Raw genomic sequence first — 23,226 nt, forward strand, 5'->3', positions numbered from 1 at the left:
GATGGTAGTGTGGCATTCGCCATGCGAGAGTAGGACACTGCCAGGCACCCAATACAAGAAACCCCGCTCATCGAGCGGGGTTTTTTATTGGCTACAATTCAGTAAGTCGCCTGATAATTGACCCATCTTATCTCTTCTCCTCTGTTCTTATTGTTACTCGTCGCTGTTTTCTGGTTCCACAAATAGCCTGATGTTCCGCTTGGTACTCTTTCTTCGCTGAACCGCTGTCGCTTTTTCGGTGGCTCTGGCGTCGTCATATCCCGTGCATCCCATGATCGCCTATACGTCATGATCTCTTGCTTGGGATCTCTGCTTCCTGAGTTAGCTGCTCCCTCTTTTTAAGCCGCAACCCCATCGTCCCTGCTTTTCTATGACTGTGTTAACCGGCCCTGACTTTATTCCGAAGAGGGGTTATTGGCGGTGCCAACATGTTGAAGCTGTGGTCGCTGCGTTGGTCGTTGTTGTTTGGGGTAATAAGGAATTGGGAAGGGATACCCGCAGGAACGCAGAGGTTCGATGTTGGTAGGGGATCTTGTGGTGGCTATTGAGCCTGCAGGTGGGAAAATTAATGGGGGCGCTGAAGAAGGCTAATGTGTTGAGATCTATGAGGAATGACAAATCGGAGGCAAATAAAAAGCCCACGCAACATGGTTGCATGGGCTCGGTATGAATGGCGGAGGAGGTGGGATTTGAACCCACGGATAGTCGCCCATCGCCGGTTTTCAAGACCGGTGCATTCAGCCGCTCTGCCACCCCTCCGCAGCAGTGCGGCGAATATTACCATGCTGATCCGGCTTGTAAATCCCCGTCCGGTTCGATTGCTGGTTAATTGCACGAAACGACATGAAAAAGTGGCAATCAGGGCGCATCAAGCGCTTTTTTGGCCAGATAACTTGACTTGAAAACAGACTCAACCACTATAGTGGCCTCTATCATATCCTCTGCAAGATAACGTTATGACTATTAAAAATGCCCTGTTTTGCGCGCTGGCTGGCGTGACCCTGCTGGCGACGCCGGTACATGCAAGCGAGCTGACCAAAAGCGATGTCGAGCAAATCGTTCGCGACTATCTGGTCAAGAATCCCGAGATCCTGGTCGAGATGTCCAATGCCCTGCGTGCCAAGCAGGAGAGCCAGCAGGCCGAGAGTGACAAGGCGCTGATTAAGGCTCACTCCAAGCAGCTTTATGCCAATCAGGATCCCGAGATGGGGAATCCGAAGGCATCTCTGACCATTGTGGAGTTTTTCGATTACAACTGTGGTTACTGCAAGCGGGCCCATCCGCTGGTCAAGCAGCTGATGGCGGAAGACAAAGACATCCGTTACATCTACAAGCAGTTCCCCATTCTGAGCGAGTCCTCCTACTTCGCAGCCCGTGCTGCGCTGGCGATCCAGCTGGGTCAGCCTGACAAGTACCAGGCGTTCCATGAGAAGCTCTATACCCATCAGGGCCCACTCGCTGATGAAGCACAGGTCAAGCAGTTGGCTGTGGCGGCCGGTGTGGACTGGAGCAAGGTGGAAGCCAAGATCAAGGATGGCAGCATTGACCAGAACCTCGGTACCAACCGTGCGTTGGCTGAAGCGCTCGGTATCTCCGGTACCCCGGCCTTCATCATCGGTGATCAGATCCTGCGCGGTGCCCCCCGTGATCTGGCCAGCCTGAAGGGGTTTATCAAGGACGTGCGTGCCGGCAAGAGCATTCAATAAGCAGTTGTCATGGTCGAGTGCCCAGCGCCCCGGCCAGATACAGAAAGAGGGTCGGTATCACTACCGGCCCTCTTTTTTATTATGTCCTTTGGCACAAGTGGTCGTCGCGAAAGGACCATAACAACGTGCTCAGGACTCGGCCTGTTGGCCTCAGTAACAAGTATTAGCAGAGTCGTTCGGAGTCTATTGATAAATATTTCGCCTCGCAGAGGTGTGTCGTGAGCATTGCTTAATTCCGGTCAAGATTTTTTCTGCTGCTTGCCTTAGAATCGCCGCCCGTTGCAGGAGAAACCCCTATGTTAGTTGATATTTTACGGCTGGTTTTTATAGCCGGAGGCCTCGTATTCATCTTTATGCTGGTGCAAGCCTGCTGGCGGAAGAAGCAGAGTGGATCCTTTGAGGCGACCCCCTTCTGGCCGGTGGCGTTGATCGGTGGGGTTGCCAACTTCCTCGATACCCTGGGGGTGGGCAGCTTTGCGGTAAAGACCGCCTGCTACAAGCAGTTCAAGCTGATCGATGACCGGGTGCTGCCGGGTACCCTCAATGGGCAGTGCGTGCTGCCGACCGTGACTCAGTCGCTGATCTTCGTCGGCGCAGTAGCGGTGGAGCCGTTGACGCTGATCAGCATGATGATGGCCGCCGCAGCGGGCGCAGCTTGGGGCGCTCGCCATGTGGCCTCGTTTGATCGGCAGACCATCCGGTTGGTGATGGCTATCTCCTTACTGGTCGTCGCAGGGCTTATCTTTGCCGGTCTGCTGGGTCTTTTCCCTGTAGGCGGCGATGCGATGGGGCTCAGCGGCTACAAGCTTGCGATCGCCCTACTCGGCAATTTCATCTTCGGGGTGCTGATGAATGTCGGTATCGGCTTGTTTGCCCCCTGCATGACGCTGGTTTATCTGCTGGGGATGAATCCGCTGGCGGCGTTTCCCATCATGATGGGCTCTACTGCCGTGCTCAGCGTCTTCTCCGCAGGCACCTTTATCCGCAAAGGGGCGTTTGATGCCAAAGCCGTGCTGGCGGTGGCCATCTTCGGCCCCATTGGTGTTGTGCTGGCAGCCATGCTGGTCAAATCCATGGATATGGAGATGCTGAAGTGGCTGGTTGCCTTTATCGTCATCTATACCTCCTGGACCATGTACGCTTCCTGGCGGGCGGCGCGTCGCTCCCCTGTGCCGCTGACGGTGGAGAGCGCAGGCTAGCCTGTACCAGTGCCGCTTCGGCCTTGGCCCCCAGAAAAACATAGAGGCCAAGCGCCAGCAGCAAACCCACCGCACACCCCATCACTCCGACCGCAGGCCAGAGCAGCTCGCTCTGGCCGAGCGAGCCTTTGAACAGCAGCAACAGCCCCTCGATGGAGACCGCGATCAGAATGGCGGCGATAAAGCGGGTGATGGTGCGGCGAATGGCGCTGTGGCGGAAGATATCCTTATGCAGCAGTACCTCCTCTTCCAGAATGGTCTTGCCCAGATCGAACACCGCCAGTGCCAGCGTCAGGAAGATGATGGCGCTAAAGGCGCCGAGCTGGTTCTGCTGCTCGCCGCACAATAGCTGGTAAAGCTGCTCCAGCCCGTGCCAGATCAGGGTGGCGACGATCAAAAACAGCGCCATGCTGAGCACCACATAGACCGTCTTGAACCAGGGCATGGCGCGGCGGCGCTCCCTGTCTCCCATCAACCAGCCAATCAGCTGATTCAGACAGACGGTGATCTCCCGTCCTTGCCCCTGCACGATAAGGTGCAGCCGGTTATGGGCCGCCGGTGCCGCAGGCTGGATGCACATCGGCCCCTGATAGTGGTCAATGCTGACCACAAAGGGATACCCCTTGAGCGAGGCAAGGGGGGCGCTGAGCAGCCCCTGCAGTAGCGGGGTCAACTCCTCCTGATACTCCTGATAGCGCCGTAGAACATCGATGGGGCTCATCTCTGCCATATGGACCTCGGTGACGTGTGCTCTTGTGGTGAATGTGCAAATAGTGGGCCTGCTTTATGACAGGGATGGCAGGGCAAGTTGCACCAGAGGATGACAAATCGGTGGATGACGAGGGGGTAATGCACCAGAAATGGGCGTATTGCCGCCCTGTGTGGTGATGGAGTCTCTGTAATAGAAAAGGGCCCATGACGGGCCCTTTGTGACAACCAGCGGCGATTTAGCCAGCCAGCTTGGCGAAGCTGCGCTCGGCGGCAGCCAGGGTATGTTCGATCTCCTTGTCGCCGTGAGCCAGTGACAGGAAGCCCGCCTCGTAGGCGCTCGGCGCCAGATAGACACCCTCTTCCAGCATGAGATGGTAGAAGCGCTTGAAGCGTTCCATATCGCAGCGAGTAACCTGCTCGTAGCGGGTGATTTCGGGCTCGTCGGTGAAGAAGAAGCCGAACATGCCGCCCACATAGTTGATGGCGAGCGGGATACCGTGTTTGGCTGCGGCCGCCTTCAGTCCCTCGGCAACACGAGCCGTCTTGGCGCTCAGCTGCTCATAGAGGCCCGGCTCCAGCAGCAGATCCAGCATGGTCAGACCGGCAGCCATGGCTACCGGGTTACCGGAGAGAGTTCCCGCCTGATAGACAGGGCCGGTCGGGGCGATGTGCTGCATCACCTTCTTCTTGCCGCCGAAGGCGCCAACAGGCATGCCGGCACCGATGATCTTGCCAAGAGTGGTGAGATCCGGGTCGATGTTGTAGTGACCCTGAGCACCGCGCAGGGAGACGCGGAAGCCGGTCATCACCTCGTCCAGGATCAGCAGGGCGCCGAACTCGTCACAGATGGCGCGCAGCCCTTCCAGGAAGCCGGGGACCGGCGGGATGCAGTTCATGTTGCCTGCGACCGGCTCGACGATGATACAGGCGATTTCGCTGCCGTACTGGGTGAAGGCTTCACGCACCGAATCCAGATCGTTGAACACACAGGTCAAGGTGTGTTTGGCGAAATCGGCTGGAACGCCCGGGCTGTTCGGTTGACCCAGGGTCAGGGCGCCGGAACCGGCTTTGACCAGCAGGGAGTCGGCGTGGCCGTGGTAGCAGCCCTCGAATTTGACGATCTTGTCGCGGCCGGTGTAGCCACGGGCCAGACGGATGGCGCTCATGGTGGCTTCGGTGCCGGAGTTGACCATCCGCACCAGCTCCATGGAGGGGACGATCTGGCGGACTTTCTCGGCCATCAGCACTTCGATCTCGGTCGGCGCACCGTAGCTCAGCCCCTTCTCAACGGCTTTGATGACGGCGGCCTTGATGGCCGGGTGGTTGTGACCCAGCAGCATGGGGCCCCAGGAGCCGATGTAATCCACGTAGGCCTGACCATCCACATCATAGAGATAGGCACCATCGGCGTGATCGATGAAGCGGGGCGTGCCGCCGACCCCATTGAAGGCGCGGACCGGTGAGTTGACGCCACCCGGAATGGTCTGGCGGGCCTGTTCAAACAGCTGATCTGATTTTGACATGGATCATCCTTAATGGGATTTTGGGCGTCACACAAGGGATTGCAGCCGATTGAGACTCGGCAGGCCGGAGCATCAGGAGTATGCTTTGCGCTCTCGCCACCCGGACTCTCGGTCTGCTCCCGTGACAAAAATTTAACGGGCCGACTATAGCAGAAAGCCCCAGCCCTGGGCAGCCGAGCAACGCGCCGGGTGATCCTGATCTCAGCTAGCTGACGATATGGTTTTTCCAAGTTGGTGTAACAAGATGGCGCAACAAGCTCTCTCCTCTGAACCCGATACCTCTTCGCAGGGGCCGCTTTCCCGCATTATCCGGCAAGACAAGATGCCCTTGCTGGTGCTGCTGCTGGCTGCGCTGGTCGGCATCCTGGCCGGACTAGTGTGCGGCCTGTTCGAATCGGGTGTCCACTGGCTGGCAGAACAACGCATCGCCTTGCTGGCTGGCCGTCCCTGGTGGCAGCTCGGTTTGCTTGGCTTTGGCTTCAGCGCCTTGCTGGGACTTGTCGGTTACTTCCTCACTCATACTTTTGCCCCGGAAGCGGGGGGCTCCGGCATTCCCGAAATCGAGGGGGCGATGGACGATATGCGCCCGGTGCGGTGGTGGCGGGTGTTGCCGGTCAAGTTCTTCGGTGGTATCAGCACCCTGAGTTCCGGCATGGTGCTGGGGCGGGAGGGGCCTTCGGTACAGATCGGTGGCAACCTCGGCAAGATGGTGGCGGATATCTTCCGGTTGCCCAAGGAGCATGGCCACGCCCTGCTGGCCGCTGGTGCGGCGGGCGGTCTGGCGGCAGCCTTCAATGCGCCGCTGGCGGGCATCCTGTTCGTGATGGAGGAGATGCGGCCGCAGTTTCGCTACTCCTTTCTGGCCATCAAGGCGGTGGGGATCTCCGCCATCACAGCGACCCTGATGTTGCAGAACATGAAAGGGCAGGGGGCGGTGATCACCTTGCCCCACTACGATGCGCCAGCCCTCAAGGCTCTCTGGCTGTTCCTTTTTATGGGAGCCACCTTCGGAGTGCTCGGTTTTGTCTTCAACAAGCTGGTGCTGGCCTGTCAGGATGGTTATCTGGCGTTGCATCAGAACAAGCGCCACCGTTTTGTAGCCATCGGCATGCTGGTCGCCGGAACGTTTGGTGTGCTGTCGCTGTTTGCTCCCGCGGTGACGGGGGGCGGCACCGAGCTTATTCCCCATCTGATGGGGGATGAGTATGCGATGGCGACCCTGTTCCTTATCTTCTCGGTGCGGCTGGTTGCGACCCTCATCTGCTTCTGCTCGGGTGCCCCGGGCGGGGTGTTTGCGCCAACCCTGGCGTTGGGCACCCTGTTTGGCGTGGTGTTCGGCCATCTGTTTCATGCGGCGTTTCCGGAGCTTGGCATCGAGCCCGGCGCCTTTGCCATCGCCGGAATGGGGGCTCTCTTTGCTGCCACAGTGCGTGCCCCCATCACCGGTATCGTGCTGGTCACCGAGATGACCGACAACTATCAGCTGATCCTGCCGATGATGATCACCACAGTCGGTGCGACTCTGGTTGCCCAGTGGCTGGGTGGTCGGCCCATCTATTCCCAGATCCTGGAGCGAACTTTACGGCTCGCCGCGCGTCAAAAGCGGGGTGATGGCAGCGCCACGGCCAGTTAATTTTTCCCTTTATCGCCAGTGACCCCGGTCCGGGCGGTATAGTGAAGGGAGAGGCGCTGCCGTAAATGGCGTGATAACGGGATGAGGGGCTATGTCCAATCTATTGAAGTTATTGGTCGTGTTAGCCGTTGGCGGGCTCATTGGTTACTTTGTCGGTAACCGTCAGGAGCTGGCCCAGAGCAGTCTGTTGGTGGTACAGCAGGAGACGCTGGATCGTCAGGGCAAGGCCATCGGCCAGCTCAAGACCGAATTGGGGGTGAAAGATACCCAGCTGGCGACCCAGAAAGCGGCCTTCGAGCAGTTGCAGACCACCCTCAAGAGTCAGGAGGCGCAGGTGCAGGAGCTCAAGCGCCAGCTGGCCTTTTTCGAGCGGATCATGCGCCCCACCGGCGAACAGGTGGGGGTGGTGATCGATAACCTGACCTTGCAGGAGACCAGCATTCCCGGTCGCTACCACTATCGTCTCGCCCTGACCCAGCCCGCCAAAAAGCGGGAGCTGTTCCGTGGTCAGGTGCAGATCCGGGTCGAGGGGAGCCTGGCTGACAAGCCGAAGACGCTGACCGGTCGCGATCTCGGAATGAAGGTGAGCGAGTGGCGTTATGCCCTGCGTTATTTCCAGCTGCTGGAAGGGAATTGGCAGTTGCCGGAAGGCTTTGTGCCGGATCGGATCCGTGTCACCATCAACAAGGATGGCAGGCAACCGGCACAAGAGCTGCTGGTTGAGTGGGGCGAGGTGATCAAGCCGCTGGTCGCCGCACCGCCTGCTCCGGTTCCCGCTGCCGGTTAAACGTGGTGAATACTTGAACTGAATGGTCGGGTATTGGATAATTTCGCGGTTTCCATGTTTGTGGATCTAATGGTTGTGAGGTCAGTAATGAGTGCAGTAGCAGAAGCCCCGTTGCCCATCCAGATGACGGATGCGGCGGCCAACAAGGTGAAGAACCTGATCACCGAGGAAGAGAATCCCGAGCTGAAGCTGCGGGTATACATCACGGGTGGGGGCTGCTCCGGTTTCCAGTATGGCTTTACCTTTGATGAGAAGATCAACGACGGGGACACCGTAGTCGAGAAGAATGGCGTCACTATGGTGATCGATCCCATGAGCCTGCAGTATCTGGTAGGCGGCAGTGTGGATTACACCGAGGGTCTGGAAGGTTCACGCTTCACCGTGACCAACCCCAATGCCACCACGACCTGTGGCTGTGGCTCCAGCTTCTCCATCTGATCGGCGTATCGGTCTGATGAAACGGCTCTCGGCAACGAGGGCTGTTTTTGTTTGTGGTGCTCAGTGCGCTCCATCAAACAGCATTTCTCTGAAACAACAAAGGCGCCTTGGTGGCGCCTTTGTTGTTTGCAGAATGGCTTAGCGGGAGCTTGCCGCCGCGACCAGCGGGATCCGGTTCACTGCCTTGCCCATGTAGGCGAGGGTGATGGTCACAATGATGCAGGTGAAGCTCAGCCACATGTAGGGCAGGTAGTCGAGGGTTGCCACCCCCAGAACCCCGGCCATGAAGATGCCGTTGTCGCTCCAGGGCACCATGCCGCAGGTGAGGGTGCCGCCAAACTCGGCGTTGCGAGAGAGGTTCTTGCGCGCCAGTCCCAGTCGGTCGTAGTTTTTGGCCATGATCTTGGGGGTCAGGATCAGCGACACATACATGGCTGAGCCAAATACGTTGGCCAGAAACGCGGTACCGATGGTGTGGCTGGTCAGGCTGCCGACGCTATTGATGCGCTTCTCGAAGGCGCTGGCGATCACTTCCAGAATACCGACCTTCTCCAGCAGGCCGCCAAACCCGAGACCGAAGATGATGACCGCGACCGAGCCCAGCATGGACTCCATGCCGCCGCGACCGAGAATGTTGTCGATAAAGTCGATGCCGGAGGTGATGGCAAACGGACTATAAGCCGAGTGCATCGCCTTGACCGGATCCATGCCCTGGAAGGCGATTGCCCAGATCAGGCCCAGCAGGGCGCCGAAGCTGATCACCGGGAAGGCGGGTTTGCGGTTGGCCAGCAGACCCAGCACCAGCACCACGGGGACTATGGCCAGCGGGGTGATATTGAACTGGTTGTCGAGAGCCTCCATCACCAGATTGACCTGCTCCAGGCTGACATTACCCGAATACTGCATGCCCACCACGGTGAACAGCACGGCGGTGATGACATAGGAGAGCAGGCTGATAGGCAGCATCCCCTTGATATGTTCCACCACGTCGACGTTGGACATGGTCGAAGCCAGCACTACTGAGTCGGAGAGCGGAGAGAGCTTGTCACCGAAATAGACGCCGGAGAGCACGGCACCGGCTACCAGCGGCGCAGGCACGCCGAGACTGTGGCCGATCCCCATCATGGCGATACCGGCGGTGGCGGCAGAGCCCCAGGAGGTGCCGGTGGCCAGCGAGGTCAGGGAGCAGATGATCAGGGTTGCCAGCAGGAAGATGGACGGGTGGATCACCTTGAGGCCGAAGTAGATGATGCTGGGGACTATGCCACCAGCAATCCAGGTGCCGACCAGAGCACCGACGGAGACCAGGATCAGGATGGCCCCCATTCCCTTGGCAACGCCGTCAACGGCTGCCTGTTCCAGGGATTTGTAATCGTGGCCGAGTTTGATGCCAAGCCCCATGATGACGAACCAAGCGATGAACAACGCCAGCTGGATCGGCAGATCGAGCACGCTGGTGAACGAGAATGCCAGGGCCAGGAAAATGGCCAGACAGGCAAACACCTGTGCCATGCCCGGTAGTCGGATGTGGTTTTGTTGGTTTTGCATAGATACTTCCTAAACTCTTGCTCGCCAAGGTCACTCCCTCTCGTCCTGTGGATACATCGATCCCGAGGAGGCAACCCAAAAAGAGGCCGCAATCTACCACAAACCCGGCGGGTTAAAGCCCCATCAAATTGGCAAAAATGCACATTTGATTGAAAAAATCACAAATTAGTTGATCTCATAACCCGTTTTTGAGCGGCCTGTTGACACAAAGGGTCACATACGAAGCTTACCTGTAATGCCACTTGCATCCCCAGTAGATGAAGATGATAATTATTATCAATTGTTGATTGGGGAGAAAACAATGCGCTGGATATTGCGGGGTATGATGTTGCTGGTGGCGGTGGCCGTACTCGCATGGGGTCAGGATAAAGAGTACGGCACCTGGAGTGTCGGTTTTCTGCTGGCTGCCTGGGTGATGCTGGAGCCCGGATTGCGGCCCGCCTTGATCTTGCTGCCAGTGGCCGGGTTGACCGGTATCGTTACCCTGCTCTGGCTGCAGCCCTGGTTATGAGCTTTTGACGGGAGCCTGCTTGATCTTCTGCTGTGCCACCTTGAGCGATTCGACCACCAGCTTCTCCATTTCGGTGCGCTTGGCGTCGGTCAGGAAGTAGATCATGTCGACATTGTGGCGAATATAGTGGGCCGGAAGCTGGTTGAGGGTAAGGCAGCAGAGGTCGGCCATCTGATCGCTGTTGAGCTTTTGCTGCAGCCCCTGTTTCTCAATCTCCTTGAGCACCAGATGTTCGTAAAAGTTGTGAATGTCGGTATCCAGTATCATATGCGTTCCTTGGCATGACGATGAGCGGGGAGTCGTAAAAAGCATAGCCATAACAAGGATTAAAAACAAAAGGCCCATCACTTTCGTGATGGGCCTTTTGCGTAATGAATGGTGCGAAGAGAGGGACTCGAACCCTCACATCCGTGGGACACTAACACCTGAAGCTAGCGCGTCTACCAATTCCGCCACCTTCGCACACTGATTTTCTCCAGCTGGTTTTTAAATGCGGTTGGAGCGCATTGCTCTGTGTTTACATGTCAGAATCATGGTGCGAAGAGAGGGACTCGAACCCTCACACCCGGGGGGCACTAACACCTGAAGCTAGCGCGTCTACCGATTCCGCCACCTTCGCACATTCGGGTTTCCAGTCTGGATTTACATGCTGTCTGGATAAAGCATGGTGCGAAGAGAGGGACTCGAACCCTCACATCCGTGGGACACTAACACCTGAAGCTAGCGCGTCTACCAATTCCGCCACCTTCGCACATTGTGTTACCAGTTTTGATTTACATGCTGTCTGGAGAAGCATGGTGCGAAGAGAGGGACTCGAACCCTCACACCCGGGGGGCACTAACACCTGAAGCTAGCGCGTCTACCAATTCCGCCACCTTCGCACATTCGGGTTTTCTAGTTGGATTTACATGCTGCTGAATCAGCATGGCAGTATTGGTGCGAAGAGAGGGACTCGAACCCTCACATCCGTGGGACACTAACACCTGAAGCTAGCGCGTCTACCAATTCCGCCACCTTCGCATCACTGCGGAGGGGGATTCTATAGAGTTTTGGGGGAGCGTCAACAGCCAAAGGGGACTTTTTTCGCTGTTGACGCTCAAAGTGAAGCCAAGGGTACAAAACTTCAGCAATTAGCTGACGTTTGGCATTCAGTAACGGCCCAATGCGCTCTGATACATCCGTTCATACTGGGTGACCGAGTCAGGCCAGTTGAAGCGGGTGCTCATGGCATTGCGCTGCACCTTGGCAAAACGCTCCTTGTCCTGCAGGAAATAGAGCAGGCTGCGGCGCATGGTATCGAGCAGGATGGCGGCAGTCGGATCGTTAAAGCAGAAGCCGGTGGCATGCTCGGGATCCGCATCCCAATCCACCACGGTATCTTTCAGACCACCCACGGCGCGCACCAGTGGCAGGGTACCATAGGCGAGACTGTACATCTGGTTGAGGCCGCAAGGCTCGAACAGAGAGGGCATCAGGAAGAAGTCGGCACCGGCTTCGACCAGATGGGCCAGCCGATCGTCATAGGTGTTGATGAAGGCGAGCTTGCCCGGATAATCCCGGGCCATGGTTTGCAGTTGCGTGGCGAGCGCAGGATCGCCAGAGCCGACGATCACCACTTGTACCTGATGGTGGAGGAATTTCTCCAGCGCAGGGAGCAGCAGGGGAACGCCCTTCTGCTCGGTCAGGCGGCAAACCATGCCGTAGATGGGCAAGTCCGCCACGGCCAGCCCCGCCTCCTGTTGCAGGCTCTGCTTGCAGATCTGTTTGCCTGCCATGTTGTCGATGCTGTAGGTCGCAGGCAGGAATTCGTCGAACTCAGGATCCCAGTCCTTGTAGTCGCAGCCGTTGAGGATGCCGCAGAGATCGGCCGCCCGCTGCTGGAAGATATGCGCCATGCCGTGGGCGCCGAGGTGAGTCAACAGCTCCTGGGCATAGTTGGGGCTGACCGCATTGATCTTGTCGGCGTAGAGCACCCCGCATTTGAGCAGATTGACGTGGCCGTAGTCGTAGTTGATGCGGCGTTCGTAGTCGGCGATCTCGGGCATGGCCCAGAACTGCTCGCGGCCAAACACCCCCTGAAACGCCGCATTGTGAATGCTGATCACGCTGCGGGTCTGCTGGAAGAAGGGGTTGTGAGCGTGGCGAGTTTTCAGCAGCAGTGGCAGCAGGCCGGTGTGCCAGTCATTGCAGTGGGCGATATCCGGGGCAAAGCCAAGCTGCTCGCAGGCATGGAGGGCCGCGGCCGAGAAGAAGGCAAAGCGCTCGCCATTATCCGGATAGGCCTGATTGTTCTCGGCGTAGAGCTGGGGACGATCGAAATATTGCGGGCAGTCGAGCAGATAGACGCAGACGCCATCCAGCTCCATCTGGTAGATGCGATAACCGATATCCGGCAGCCCGGGGTGGGTTGGCAGCCAGCGTGACGCCACCAGTCTGGCCTCATCCCGTCGCTTTATCGTCTTGTAGAAGGGCAGCATGATCCTGACATCATGTCCCTTCTGGGCCAGGTACATCGGCAGGGCTCTGGCGACATCGGCCAGGCCCCCGGTCTTGACCAGCCCCTCAACTTCCGAGGCAACAAACAGGATTTTCAGTGGGTTAATAGCCAACTCTTGCTCCCTTAGGTACCACCACGATACCGCCTTCGGATACGGTAAATCGCTCTCTATCGTGGTCCAGATTTTCACCGATAACGGTGCCTGGCGCAATTTCAACGTTTTTATCAATGATGGCGCGCCGGATGGAGCACCCTTCACCAATCTTCACATCCCCCAGCAGCACGGATTCACTGATATGGCTGCACGCGCCGATATTGCAGCGGAAACCGAGGATGGATCGCTGGATCTGGCTGCCCTGAATGAAGCAACCGGCGGAGATCAGGGAGTTGGCGATCTTCACCTTGCACTCGTCGCTGTCGATGAAGGTAGCAGGCGGCAGCGCCGGATAGTGGGTGTGCAGGGGCCACTTGCGGTTATAGAGGGAGAAGGGGGGATTGTCGGCCACCAGGTCCATGTGCGCTTGCCAATAAGAGTCGAGGGTGCCCACATCCCGCCAGTAGACGTGCGGTTTCTCGCCGGGGATGACGTTGGTGCTGTAGTCATAGACATAGACGGGGGCGCGCGGGTAGAGGCTCGGGATCACATCCTTGCCAAAGTCGTGGCTGGAGTTCTCCTCCGCGGCATCCCGTTTTAACTCGCGGCAGAGCGCTTCGGTCTCGAAGATGTAGTTGCCCATGGAGACCAGCGCCTGGGTGGGATCACCGGGAATGTGTTTCGGCTGTTTCGGTTTCTCCTGAAATCCGATCATCCGCCCTTCGGTATCGACCTCGATCACCCCGAAGGCGCTCGCCTCTTCGATGGGCATGCGCAGGGCCGCGACCGTCATGGCGGCATTTTTCTGCTTGTGGAAGGTGACCATCTGGCTCACATCCATCTTGTAGATGTGGTCGGAGCCGAAGATGCAGACATGATCCGGTTCGGCCCGCTCGATAAAGCCGAGGTTCTGGTAGATGGCGTCGGCGGTGCCGTCATACCAGCGTTTGCCCATTCGCATCTGTGCCGGGATAGGGTCGATAAAGCGGTCGGTGATGCCGACGATATTCCAGCCCTTCTTCATGTGCAGGTAGAGGGACTGTGATTTGAATTGGGTCAGTACATAGATGCGCAGAAAGTCGGCGTTGACGAAGTTGTTGAGGACAAAGTCGATCAGCCGGTAGCTGCCACCAAAGGGGACGGAAGGCTTGCTGCGGGTAGTGGTCAGAGGCTGCAGGCGAGTACCTTCGCCACCAGCCAGGATCATGGTCAATATGCCTGCCATCGTATTTCTCTCCCTGAATTAACAACATGAAAAGGTTTTCAATGCTCGGTATAAAAACACCCCTAAAGGGGTGGTTTTTATCGTGTGCTTAATACCTTATCAGATGCCGGATGGCGCTCTCTAGCTGTTTTATTGTGCTGTTTACACTTATTTACATTTTGCTCAGATAGACCTTGAATTTGGCATCACTGCTGATCACTTCAGTCCGTTTGAAGTGTGTCTCCAGTATAGGCTGGTAGCGCAAGAAGGCGTTGGCAACAATGGTCAGCGAACCATTTGGCAGTAAAAATTCCGGCGCCTTGGCCAGGAACTGCTCGGTTGCCGCATAGAAGGTTTTGAGACCCGCATGGAATGGCGGGTTGGAGACGATGTGCTGGAAACGGGTGGAGACATCCGAATAGACATCGGAAGCGGTGACCTTGCCCTGCAGACCGTTGATCGCCAGGGTGCGGCGGCTCGATTCGAGCGCCAGCGCGCTGATATCCACCATGTTGACCCGCAGATCCGGATTGCGCTTGGCCAGTACAGACCCAATTACCCCGGCGCCGCAGCCAAAATCGAGCAGCTCGCCCTTCATCGGTGGCACTGCAGCCAGCAGCATCTGGGTGCCGAGATCCAGCTCGGCGGCGCTGAAGACGCCGGGCAGTGCCAGCACGGTCAGCTCGGTATCACCGGCCTTGCACTGATAGCGGCCAAACCAGCTATCCAGATTGAAAGGTTCAACCGGCTTGCTCAGCTCACCGTGATAGAGGGAGCAGCGGCGCGCCGAATCGCGCTTGATCGGCTTTTCGCCATAGGGGGCCAGCAGCTTGTCGGCGCCATTGATGCCGCCGCGGTTTTCTCCGGCGAGGAACAGGTCGGCACCCGCTTCCAGCAAGGGGGTCATCATGGCCAGCAGATATTGTGCCTCGGCCTTGGCCTTGGGCATCAGCAGCAACAGGGCATCGAAGCGGGGGGCGCCACCTAGCTGGTGGTCGAACAGGATAGCCTCGCCGAGGGCGGCCTGCTGGCTGCGGTAGTAGCAGTAATCGGTGGTAAAGACGGTCAGGGTCCGGGCCAGGCTCGCCAGCTGGCGGGGGTAGTCATCCTCCAGCGCGCCGCAGACAAGTAGCCGCTTGCCGACAAAGAGGGCTTGGTTTCGTTCCAGCATCTGGCTGACGGCACTGATAGGGCTGCTCATCGGGTCTCTCCACGCAATTTTGGGCGGCCATTATACATAGCCCCTTTCGCCTTGACATTTATGCCGTGTTCCCGAAATATGCCCAGACACCATTTTTTGACCAGAGATGACGAAATGCGGTTCAACGGGTTGAAACGAAAGCACAAAAAAAGCCTGAAATTCGGGCCTGCCGACGTTCGCGCGTAACCTCTCATCCCTGAGAAGCTTCAAACCCCGGTTGCGCACATCGTACCGGGGTTTTTTATTGCCATATGCGCGTCATTTAGGAGAAGGAGATCCCATGTTTCAAGGTTCAATCGTTGCGTTGATCACCCCGTTTCGACAGGGAAAGCTGGATGAAGAGGCGCTGCTGCGTCTGGTGGAGTGGCATATCGAGCAGGGTACTCACGGCATTGTGCCGGTAGGCACCACGGGCGAAAGCCCGACCCTGACCCATGACGAGCACTGCCGGGTGGTGGAGCTGGTGGTCAAGCAGGTCGCTGGTCGCATTCCGGTGATTGCCGGAGCGGGCTCCAACAATCCGGTCGAAGCCATCGAGTACACCCTCCATGCCGAGCGGGTGGGGGCTGATGCCACTCTGCATGTGGCCGGTTACTACAACCGCCCCAATCAGGAGGGGCTCTACCACCACTTCAAGGCGGTACACGATGCTACCGCCAAGCCGATCATCGTCTACAACATCCCGCCGCGTGCCATCGTCGACGTGCAGCCGGCGACCCTGGCCCGTCTGGCCGAGCTGCCGCGCATTGCCGGGGTGAAAGATGCCACCGGCGATCTGGCGCGCCCCTGGACCGAGCGCCAGCTGATCAAAAAGCCCTTCGCCTGGCTCTCCGGTGAAGATGCCACGGCTGTGGCCTACAACATCGGCGGCGGCCAAGGCTGTATCTCTGTGACCGCCAACGTGGCCCCCAAGCTGGTGGCCGAGGTGCAGAACCTCACGCTGGCTGGCAAGTGGCAAGAAGCGCGTGAGCTGCAAGACCAGCTGATTCCGCTCCATCAGGCGATGTTTGCCGAGCCGAGCCCGGCTGGTGCCAAATATGCCGCTTCCCTGCTCGGTTTCTGCAGCGAGGAGTGCCGCCTGCCGGTGATGCCGCTGTCAGAAGCGACCCGCGAGCGCATTCGCAGCGCCATGCAGCAGCTCAACCTGCTGTAATGCAAAACGGGTGAGCCAAGGCTCACCCGTTTTGTTTTCGGCTTTTGTTTCTGGCCTTTGTATTTACGACATCGCCCTACTCAGGTTGCGTGATGCAGCCAGGCGGCGATGGCCAGTTGCAACTCGACATACGCCGGATAGAGGAAGAGCTCGGCCAGCTCGGCAGGCCACTCGTTTTGCTCGCCCGATTGGGCTTGCAGATGGGCGTGCAGGTTGGTCAATGCTGGCGTCCAGGGGACGGGTTGTAGCTGTGTGGCTGCACTGCGGGCGACCAGCTCGATCCCTTGGCACAGGGCCGCGAGTGCCTGCTGTTGAATGCCTTCATCCTGCAGATGCTCCAGCCAGAGCTGTTCGTGATGCTGCCAGTGGCGCAGCCCCTCGCTTATCCCCGTTATGCCATCCATACCTTCATGTTCGACCAGCGCCTGCAGAGCCAGCGGTTTGCCGAGCCCGGCCAGTCGATAGCCGCGCTGGGCCTTGGATTGGGCGCCAAGGCGCAGCCCGCCGATCCTGGCAAGGCGTTGGGCCAGTGCAAACAGCGCCGCGGTAGCGCCTGATTTGAGCTCCAGTTCCAGCTCGTTGATGGTGGTGCTGCCTTGACTGCCGACGATCTCTCCCTGATCCCAGGCCAGCTCAATCTCGGCTCCCTCGAAGGCGATCAGCCAATGGCGGCGCAGGAAGTCGGTACGAAACTGAGCGACCAGCTGCTGCTGAATGTGGTCGCGCTCGGTCAGAGTCGGCCAAATCTCATCGGGAAAGGCCGCGAGGGTCGGCAGATCGCCGCTGACGGGAGCGTTGTACTCGGGTCTGGCATGCAGGCCGCCCACCACCTGGCCACGGCATTTGATGGTCTGTTCGGCGAAGGCGTCGCAGCGGCGGATCCGCAGTCCCATCTCCAGCTGGCGCAGAGCCAGGGTCGGCGTATCGAAATAGACGTTGCCGAGCTGCTGTTGTGATGATTCTTTAATCTCAAGAGAATTCAGCAGGTTGGATAACTCGGCTTGAATGTCGCGGGCGACAAAAAACTTTATCTCGATCTCAGTTTGCATAGTCATTCCGGGCTGGCAGACAACTTTGGGGGGCAGGATTCGGGTCGCGGGGATATAATGCCCGCGAGACGACTAGATTAATTCGCGGTTTAATTGAGGGCGCAGTTCGGTTACCATGCGCGCCTCATAAAATCGTATCGAGTGTTTTTTCACCGACACAGGTTTGGCCATGCCAGTAAATACTATTTTGGGGCTTTTTGCCAAGTCCCCCATCAAGCCGCTGCAGAAGCATATCGTCAAGGTTCACCAGTGCTCCCAGCAGTTGGTTCCCTTCTTTGACGCCGTTGCCGAAGACCGTTGGGAAGATGCCGAGAAGATCCGGCAGCAGATCGCCCAGCTGGAAAAAGAGGCAGATACCCTCAAGCGTGAAATCCGTCTGAAACTGCCTCGCGGCCTGTTCCTGCCGGTTGCACGTACCGACCTGCTGGAGCTGTTGACCCAGCAAGACAAGATTGCCAACCGTGCCAAGGATATCTCCGGCCGCATGCTTGGCCGTCGCATGGAGTTCCCCGCCGAAATGCGGACGGATTTCATGGCTTACCTCAAACGTTGTATTGATGCGACCGCTCAGGCCGAGAAAGCGATCGGGGAGCTCGACGAGCTGCTCGAGACCGGCTTCAAAGGACGGGAAGTGGAAATGGTTGCCGAGATGATCCACCAGCTGGATCTGATCGAGGACGATACAGATACCATGCAGATCGGACTGCGCCAACAGCTGCAAGCGGTTGAGCACAATTACAATCCGATCGATGTGATGTTCCTTTACAAGATCCTCGAATGGGTAGGTGACCTGGCAGATCAGGCCGAGCGCGTAGGCGCCCGTCTGGAACTGATGCTGGCTCGTTCGTAATCGACTGACTGGGTAAACACTATTAATGGACATTATCGCGAATTACGGCACCACTCTGGTGCTCGTGGCGGCCTTGTTCGGCTTTTTGATGGCTTGGGGCATTGGCGCGAATGACGTGGCCAACGCCATGGGAACATCGGTCGGCACCAAATCCCTGACCATCCGTCAGGCGATCATCATTGCCATGATCTTCGAATTTGCCGGTGCCTATCTGGCCGGTGGCGAAGTGACGGCCACCATCCGTAACGGCATCATCGACAGCAACGCCTTTGCCGATACACCGGATCTGCTGGTGCTCGGCATGATCGCCTCCCTGCTGGCGGCAGGCGCCTGGTTGATCCTCGCCTCCTACTTCGGCTGGCCCGTATCCACCACTCACTCAATCATCGGCGCCATCGTCGGTTTTGCGGTGGTGAGCATTGGCCCGGAAGCGGTGCAGTGGAGCAAGTTTGGCGGCATCGTCGGCTCTTGGGTCATCACCCCGGCCATCTCAGGTGTCATCGCCTACTTCATGTTCATCAGCGTGCAGAAGCTTATCTTCAACACTGATGATCCCCTGAACAACGCCAAGCGCTATGTGCCGTTCTACATGTTCCTGACTGCGCTGGTGATCTGTCTGGTGACCATCAAGAAGGGGCTGACCCACGTCGGTCTGCACCTGAGCGATGGCGAGGGCATTCTGCTCTCCATCGCCATCTCCATCGCAGTGGCGTTTGCCGGCTGGATCTACATTCGCGGTCAGAAGTACAACCCGCAGGATGACAGCAAGATGCACTTCGCCAACGTGGAGAAGGTGTTCGGCATCCTGATGGTGATCACCGCCTGTGCCATGGCCTTTGCCCACGGCTCCAACGATGTGGCCAACGCCATTGGCCCGCTCTCTGCGGTGGCCTCTATCGTGGCTTCCGGTGGCGAGATTTCCAGTCAGGCAGCCATTGCCTGGTGGATCCTGCCCCTTGGCGGTATCGGTATCGTGATCGGTCTGGCGACCATGGGCGAGAAGGTGATGGCGACGGTCGGTACCGGCATCACTCACCTGACCCCGAGCCGTGGTTTCGCCGCCCAGCTGGCCACTGCCGCTACCGTGGTGATCGCCTCCGGCACCGGTCTGCCCATCTCCACCACCCAGACCCTGGTCGGTGCTGTGATGGGGGTTGGTCTGGCGCGCGGTATTGCGGCGCTGAATCTGGGGGTACTGCGCAACATCGTGGTCTCCTGGATCATCACCCTGCCTGCTGGTGCCATTTTGGCTATCGCGATCTTCTATGTGCTGCAGGCCTGCTTCTCCTAATCGAAGCGGCATTCAGCAAAAAGCCCGAGTCATCGACTCGGGCTTTTTTTATTGTGCGCGGGAGCTGAGGTGTTGCTCCCTTTGCAATCTGCCTTAGAGGCTGGCGCAGATCTGCCAGAGGTCGTACTGGATGGCTGCGGCCGTCACTTCCCGACCTGCTCCCGGCCCCTGAATCACCAGAGGGTTGGTGCGGTAGCTGTCGCTCTCGATGGCGAAAATGTTGTCGCACGGCAAGAGGTTGGCAAACGGGTGGTGCGGCTCCAGCGCCTCCAGCCCGACCCGCGCCTTACCGTCATGCTCGAAGCGGGCAACGTAGCGCAGTACCTTGCCGAGGCGCTTGGCCCCTTCGAAGGCGGTCTGGATCGGGCCATCCAGCTCTTTCAGTCTGTCCATAAACTGATCGGTGGTCACCTTGCGCAGCGTAACGGGCACCAGATTCTCCAGCTCGATATCGGCGGAGTCGAGCTCGAAGCCTGCCTCCCGCGCCAGAATAAGCAGCTTGCGCCGCACATCCTGACCGGAGAGATCCTCGCGGGGATCCGGCTCGGTCAGGCCGTGCTGCCATGCTTCGTCCACCAGCTCGGAGAAGGGGCGGGTGCCGTCATACTGCTGGAACAGCCAGGAGAGGGTGCCGGAGAAGATGCCGGAGACCCCCTGAATGCGGTCGCCGCTCTGACGCAGCATCTGGATGCTGGACTGGATTGGCAGGCCAGCGCCCACGGTGGCGTTGTAGCGCCACTGCACCTGATGGTCACGGCATGTCTGCTTGATGCGCTGGTAGAACTCGCTGTCGGCGGCGCCGGCAAACTTGTTGGCGGCGATGATGTGAATGCCGAGTTGGGCAAAATCCGGATAGTAGCGGCTCACCGTTTCGCTGGCGGTCATGTCCAGCGCAATCAGCGCGTCGAAGCCGTGCTGCTCAAGCTGGGAGAGCAACTCCGGCCAGATCAGCGGCTTGGGATTGAAGTTGTCCTGTACCTTGAGGGGGTTGAGCCCCTCTTCATCGAGCAGGCCCCCTTCCGAGCTGAACACCCCGTAGAGGGTGAGCGCCAGATTGAGCTCATGTTCGAGCCGTGCCTTTTCACGGGCGTAGAGGCTGAGCCAGTGGCCGCCGATATTGCCCTTGCCGAACACCACCAGTCCGACCCGGGTCGGGCGGCTGAAGAGGGCGCTGTGCAGGGCGATGAGCAGCGGCTCCAGCACTACCTGACGCAGCACGGCCACCAGACTCAGGCCATCTCGGGCCACCTGGACGAACTCCAGCGGTTGATCTGCCAGCAGCTGATAGAAGCGATGACACTGCTCCGCGTTGTCGGTGACACCGGCGCCGACCAGCGCCACCAGACTGAACCCCTCTTTCTGGATTAGGCCGGTGAAGCTCCCTTGCAGCTGGAAGTCGCGCAGCAGCTCGAAGGCGCCCTGTGCCACCTCGAGGGTGTAGGCGAGGCGCAGGATCCGGCGATCCGGCTGGCGCTGCAGGGTGAGCGGGTTGAGGCGGTGACGGGCCAGATGGGCCTCGATGGTGGCCACCGTCTGCTCATAGTTGGTCTGTGGCAGCACCTTCAGCTCGATGAGGGCGATCTGATCCACCGAGGAGACGATGCGGGCGCCACCGGAGCGGGGGGCGCGGCGCAGGATATGGGTGCAGCCCTCATCCGGGTTGTAGCTGCAGCGCAAAGTGAGGCGCTGGCGGCTGTCGGCCACCGGTTGCAAGGTGCGCGAATGCAATACCGAAGAACCAAGGCGGGCCAGCTCGTTGGCTTCCGCGAGGCTCAGGCGCTCCAGCAGGCGTGCTTCTTTCACCCGACGCGGGTCGGCGCTGTAGACCCCGGCCACGTCGCTCCAGATGGTGGTGGATTCGCCGTCCGCCAGCAGCGCCAACAGGCTGGCGCTGTAGTCGGAACCGTTGCGACCGAGCAGCAGGGAGCGCCCCTCCATGTCGGCAGCGATAAAGCCGGTTACCACTATGCGACCGCCATGCTCCGCCAGTCGCGCCTTGAGCAGTTCGCTGGAGAGCGCAGTATCTACCTTGACCAGAGCGCCATCCTCGGCGCGCAGGAAACTGCGGGCATCGAGCCAGATAGCCTTGTCGCCTCGGCTGGTAAGCAGGGCAGCCAGCAGGCGCGCCGACCACACCTCGCCAAAGGCGAGCAGGCCGTTGCGGGCGAAGCGGTCAAACTGCCCCTCCAGCGTTTTGGCGATCAGCTGCATGTCGTCGGCCAGCTGCTTGCTCAGATCAAGCTGCAGTTCCCCCTCCAGCAGACCGTCGATCAGGCTCTGCTGATAGGCCTGCAGGGCCGAGATGGCTTCACCGGCGGCTTCATCCCCCGCTTCGGCCAGCTCCACCAGCTGGATCAGCCGGTTGGTAGTCTTGCCGGCCGCGGAGACCACGATCAGTTCATCGCCGCCCACCTGTTGTTCAACGATACTGGCGACCCGGCGATAACAGACCGGATCCGCCAGACTGCTGCCACCAAATTTGTGGACGTGACGTCGCTTCAATCCTGCTTCTGCTGCCACCGCGATCTCTCCTTGTTGCTGCTGTTCCATTACTTCGCTACCTGTTCTGCCTGCTGCGCCTGTTCAAAAGCCTGAGCCAGATCGGCCACCAGGTCTTCACCGTGTTCAATACCGACCGACAACCGCAGCAGTTGGGCACTGATGCCTGCTGCCTGCTGCGCGACCGGGGTCATGGCCCTGTGGGTCATGCTGGCCGGATGGGCCACCAGGCTCTCCACCCCGCCGAGGGACTCGGCCACCGAGAAGAGGGTGAGGGCCGCGAGGAAGGCGCGAATGCCTGCCTCGCTGCAATCGAGTTCAAAACTTAGCATGGCGCCGAAGCCGGACTGTTGACGGCGCGCAATATCATGGCCCGGATGGCTCGGCAGGCTGGGGTGATAGATGCGTTTCACCAGCGGCTGCTGCTGCAGGAAGGCGAGGATGCGATCGGTGTTCTCCTGATGGGTGCGTAATCTGGGGGCCAGAGTGCGCAGGCCGCGCAGGGTGAGGTAGGAGTCGAACGCCCCGGAGGTGAGCCCCAGACAGTTGGCCCACCACACCAGCGACTCGGCCAGTGCGGCCTCCTTGGCAATCGCCACTCCGCCCACCACGTCTGAGTGACCGTTGATGTACTTGGTGGTGGAGTGCACCACCACATCGGCACCAAGTGCCAGCGGCTGTTGCAGCAGGGGGGAGAGGAAGGTGTTGTCCACCACTACCTGTGCACCCACCTCATGAGCTGCACTGGCAATGGCGCTGATATCCACCACCCGCAGCAGCGGGTTGGAGGGGGTTTCGACCCATACCAGCGCAGGCTTTTGCGCCAGCGCGGCGGCCAGAGCGGCCTCGTCACCCTGATCGACAAACTGCACCCGGTAGTGGCCCTTGGCCGCCAGATACTCGAACAGGCGCCAGGTGCCGCCGTAGCAGTCGTGAGGGGCGATCAGCAGATCCCCCGCTTTGAGCAGGGCAGTGGTGACCAGATGGACGGCCCCCATGCCGGTGCCGGTGACCACGGCGCCAGCTCCCCCTTCCAGCACCGCCAGCGCGTCCGCCAGATTGGTGCGGGTCGGATTGCCGGAGCGGGCATAATCGTATTGACGGGGTTCGCCAAAGTCGGCAAAGGTGTAGTTGCTGGAGAGGTAGATAGGCGGCACCACGGCACCGTGCTGTGTGTCTGTCTCAATCCCGGTGCGAACCGCCAGGGTGGCCTTGTGGGTCATATCACTCTCCTTGATGTCTCTTTACACGCCGGCATCTTGCTGCCACGCGCCATCCCGCCATTGCGGGCTCATGGACAACCACACTACGCCAGCTTAAAAAAGCCGTCAA

The 23,226-nt window shown here is 59.0% G+C and carries 19 protein-coding genes and 6 tRNA genes; 9 read left to right on the plus strand and 16 right to left on the minus strand.

The features are described from left to right. Positions 1–671 precede the first annotated feature (671 nt). A tRNA-Ser gene (locus DBR30_RS03900) sits at positions 672–759 on the minus strand. 197 nt (positions 760–956) lie between these two features. Here DBR30_RS03900 and DBR30_RS03905 point away from each other — a divergent pair. After that, on the plus strand, positions 957–1,706 hold the full coding sequence (locus DBR30_RS03905) for a DsbA family protein (RefSeq protein ID WP_108540499.1): 750 nt from the start codon (positions 957–959) through the stop codon (positions 1,704–1,706). A 296-nt stretch (positions 1,707–2,002) separates the two neighbouring features. Then, positions 2,003–2,905: a sulfite exporter TauE/SafE family protein gene (locus DBR30_RS03910; RefSeq protein WP_108540497.1), complete on the plus strand. Its 903-nt coding sequence runs from the start codon at positions 2,003–2,005 to the stop codon at positions 2,903–2,905. On the opposite strand, the gene DBR30_RS03915 is transcribed toward DBR30_RS03910, so the two are convergent. Next, complete coding sequence (locus tag DBR30_RS03915) at positions 2,820–3,635, minus strand: hypothetical protein (protein ID WP_108540494.1); 816 nt, start codon at positions 3,633–3,635, stop codon at positions 2,820–2,822. The two genes, DBR30_RS03910 and DBR30_RS03915, sit on opposite strands and share 86 nt — an antisense overlap. 217 nt (positions 3,636–3,852) lie before the next feature. Then, on the minus strand, positions 3,853–5,139 hold the full coding sequence (hemL, locus tag DBR30_RS03920; RefSeq protein WP_108540491.1) for a glutamate-1-semialdehyde 2,1-aminomutase: 1,287 nt from the start codon (positions 5,137–5,139) through the stop codon (positions 3,853–3,855). A gap of 244 nt (positions 5,140–5,383) precedes the next feature. Between hemL and clcA the strand changes: the two genes are divergently transcribed. The 3 genes from clcA to erpA all read left to right on the plus strand — a co-directional run bounded on the left by clcA (position 5,384) and on the right by erpA (position 7,997). Beyond that, positions 5,384–6,772, plus strand: a complete 1,389-nt coding sequence (clcA, locus tag DBR30_RS03925) for a H(+)/Cl(-) exchange transporter ClcA (protein ID WP_108540488.1) — start codon at positions 5,384–5,386, stop codon at positions 6,770–6,772. A 91-nt stretch (positions 6,773–6,863) separates the two neighbouring features. Further along, positions 6,864–7,559: a DUF6776 family protein gene (locus tag DBR30_RS03930; RefSeq protein ID WP_005343032.1), complete on the plus strand. Its 696-nt coding sequence runs from the start codon at positions 6,864–6,866 to the stop codon at positions 7,557–7,559. Between the two features lie 87 nt (positions 7,560–7,646). Further along, positions 7,647–7,997: an iron-sulfur cluster insertion protein ErpA gene (erpA, locus tag DBR30_RS03935; RefSeq protein WP_005340225.1), complete on the plus strand. Its 351-nt coding sequence runs from the start codon at positions 7,647–7,649 to the stop codon at positions 7,995–7,997. A gap of 138 nt (positions 7,998–8,135) precedes the next feature. Here erpA and nhaC read toward each other — a convergent pair whose 3' ends face one another. After that, positions 8,136–9,545 carry a Na+/H+ antiporter NhaC gene (gene nhaC, locus DBR30_RS03940; protein ID WP_005357819.1) on the minus strand — a complete coding sequence of 470 codons (1,410 nt, stop codon included), beginning with the start codon at positions 9,543–9,545 and terminating at the stop codon, positions 8,136–8,138. Between the two features lie 301 nt (positions 9,546–9,846). Between nhaC and DBR30_RS03945 the strand changes: the two genes are divergently transcribed. Beyond that, positions 9,847–10,056, plus strand: coding sequence for a hypothetical protein (locus DBR30_RS03945; protein ID WP_108540486.1), 210 nt, complete (start codon positions 9,847–9,849; stop codon positions 10,054–10,056). On the opposite strand, the gene DBR30_RS03950 is transcribed toward DBR30_RS03945, so the two are convergent. The 9 genes from DBR30_RS03950 to rsmC all read right to left on the minus strand — a co-directional run bounded on the left by DBR30_RS03950 (position 10,051) and on the right by rsmC (position 15,052). Beyond that, positions 10,051–10,323 carry a late competence development ComFB family protein gene (locus tag DBR30_RS03950; protein WP_005343036.1) on the minus strand — a complete coding sequence of 91 codons (273 nt, stop codon included), beginning with the start codon at positions 10,321–10,323 and terminating at the stop codon, positions 10,051–10,053. The two genes, DBR30_RS03945 and DBR30_RS03950, sit on opposite strands and share 6 nt — an antisense overlap. A 109-nt stretch (positions 10,324–10,432) precedes the next feature. Continuing rightward, a tRNA-Leu gene (locus DBR30_RS03955) sits at positions 10,433–10,518 on the minus strand. A 71-nt stretch (positions 10,519–10,589) separates the two neighbouring features. Further along, positions 10,590–10,675 (minus strand) — tRNA-Leu (locus DBR30_RS03960). Positions 10,676–10,721: 46 nt separating this feature from the next. Further along, positions 10,722–10,807: transfer RNA gene (locus DBR30_RS03965), tRNA-Leu, on the minus strand. 44 nt (positions 10,808–10,851) lie between these two features. Continuing rightward, positions 10,852–10,937: transfer RNA gene (locus DBR30_RS03970), tRNA-Leu, on the minus strand. Between the two features lie 53 nt (positions 10,938–10,990). Continuing rightward, positions 10,991–11,076 (minus strand) — tRNA-Leu (locus DBR30_RS03975). Positions 11,077–11,204: 128 nt separating this feature from the next. Further along, positions 11,205–12,665 carry a glycogen synthase GlgA gene (gene glgA, locus DBR30_RS03980; protein WP_108540481.1) on the minus strand — a complete coding sequence of 487 codons (1,461 nt, stop codon included), beginning with the start codon at positions 12,663–12,665 and terminating at the stop codon, positions 11,205–11,207. Beyond that, positions 12,655–13,872 (minus strand): glucose-1-phosphate adenylyltransferase, encoded by a 1,218-nt coding sequence (glgC, locus tag DBR30_RS03985; RefSeq protein ID WP_005357829.1) that lies wholly within the window; start codon positions 13,870–13,872, stop codon positions 12,655–12,657. The genes glgA and glgC overlap by 11 nt, the downstream gene beginning before the upstream one ends. A gap of 151 nt (positions 13,873–14,023) precedes the next feature. Then, a complete protein-coding gene (gene rsmC / locus DBR30_RS03990) occupies positions 14,024–15,052 on the minus strand; it encodes a 16S rRNA (guanine(1207)-N(2))-methyltransferase RsmC (protein WP_108540479.1) in 1,029 nt (342 codons plus the stop codon). Between the two features lie 280 nt (positions 15,053–15,332). Here rsmC and dapA point away from each other — a divergent pair, with 280 nt between their 5' ends. Next, positions 15,333–16,205: a 4-hydroxy-tetrahydrodipicolinate synthase gene (dapA, locus tag DBR30_RS03995; RefSeq protein ID WP_005357833.1), complete on the plus strand. Its 873-nt coding sequence runs from the start codon at positions 15,333–15,335 to the stop codon at positions 16,203–16,205. An 80-nt stretch (positions 16,206–16,285) separates the two neighbouring features. Here dapA and DBR30_RS04000 read toward each other — a convergent pair whose 3' ends face one another. Continuing rightward, complete coding sequence (locus DBR30_RS04000; RefSeq protein WP_108540476.1) at positions 16,286–17,254, minus strand: CYTH domain-containing protein; 969 nt, start codon at positions 17,252–17,254, stop codon at positions 16,286–16,288. A 169-nt stretch (positions 17,255–17,423) separates the two neighbouring features. Between DBR30_RS04000 and DBR30_RS04005 the strand changes: the two genes are divergently transcribed. Together DBR30_RS04005 and DBR30_RS04010 are read left to right on the plus strand one after the other, a co-directional pair. After that, positions 17,424–18,104, plus strand: coding sequence for a TIGR00153 family protein (locus DBR30_RS04005; protein WP_005340244.1), 681 nt, complete (start codon positions 17,424–17,426; stop codon positions 18,102–18,104). A gap of 25 nt (positions 18,105–18,129) precedes the next feature. After that, complete coding sequence (locus DBR30_RS04010; protein WP_042053268.1) at positions 18,130–19,395, plus strand: inorganic phosphate transporter; 1,266 nt, start codon at positions 18,130–18,132, stop codon at positions 19,393–19,395. 93 nt (positions 19,396–19,488) lie between these two features. Here DBR30_RS04010 and DBR30_RS04015 read toward each other — a convergent pair whose 3' ends face one another. Continuing rightward, the gene (locus tag DBR30_RS04015; RefSeq protein ID WP_108588194.1) at positions 19,489–21,945 is read right to left on the minus strand and encodes a bifunctional aspartate kinase/homoserine dehydrogenase II; all 2,457 of its coding nucleotides are present in this window, start codon (positions 21,943–21,945) and stop codon (positions 19,489–19,491) included. Beyond that, positions 21,945–23,117 carry a cystathionine gamma-synthase gene (gene metB, locus DBR30_RS04020; RefSeq protein ID WP_108541078.1) on the minus strand — a complete coding sequence of 391 codons (1,173 nt, stop codon included), beginning with the start codon at positions 23,115–23,117 and terminating at the stop codon, positions 21,945–21,947. Before metB ends, DBR30_RS04015 begins: the two co-directional genes overlap by 1 nt. Positions 23,118–23,226: the final 109 nt, after the last annotated feature.

Source organism: Aeromonas sp. HMWF017 (assembly GCF_003061465.1).
In the GTDB taxonomy this organism is placed as follows: Bacteria; Pseudomonadota; Gammaproteobacteria; order Enterobacterales; family Aeromonadaceae; genus Aeromonas; species Aeromonas veronii.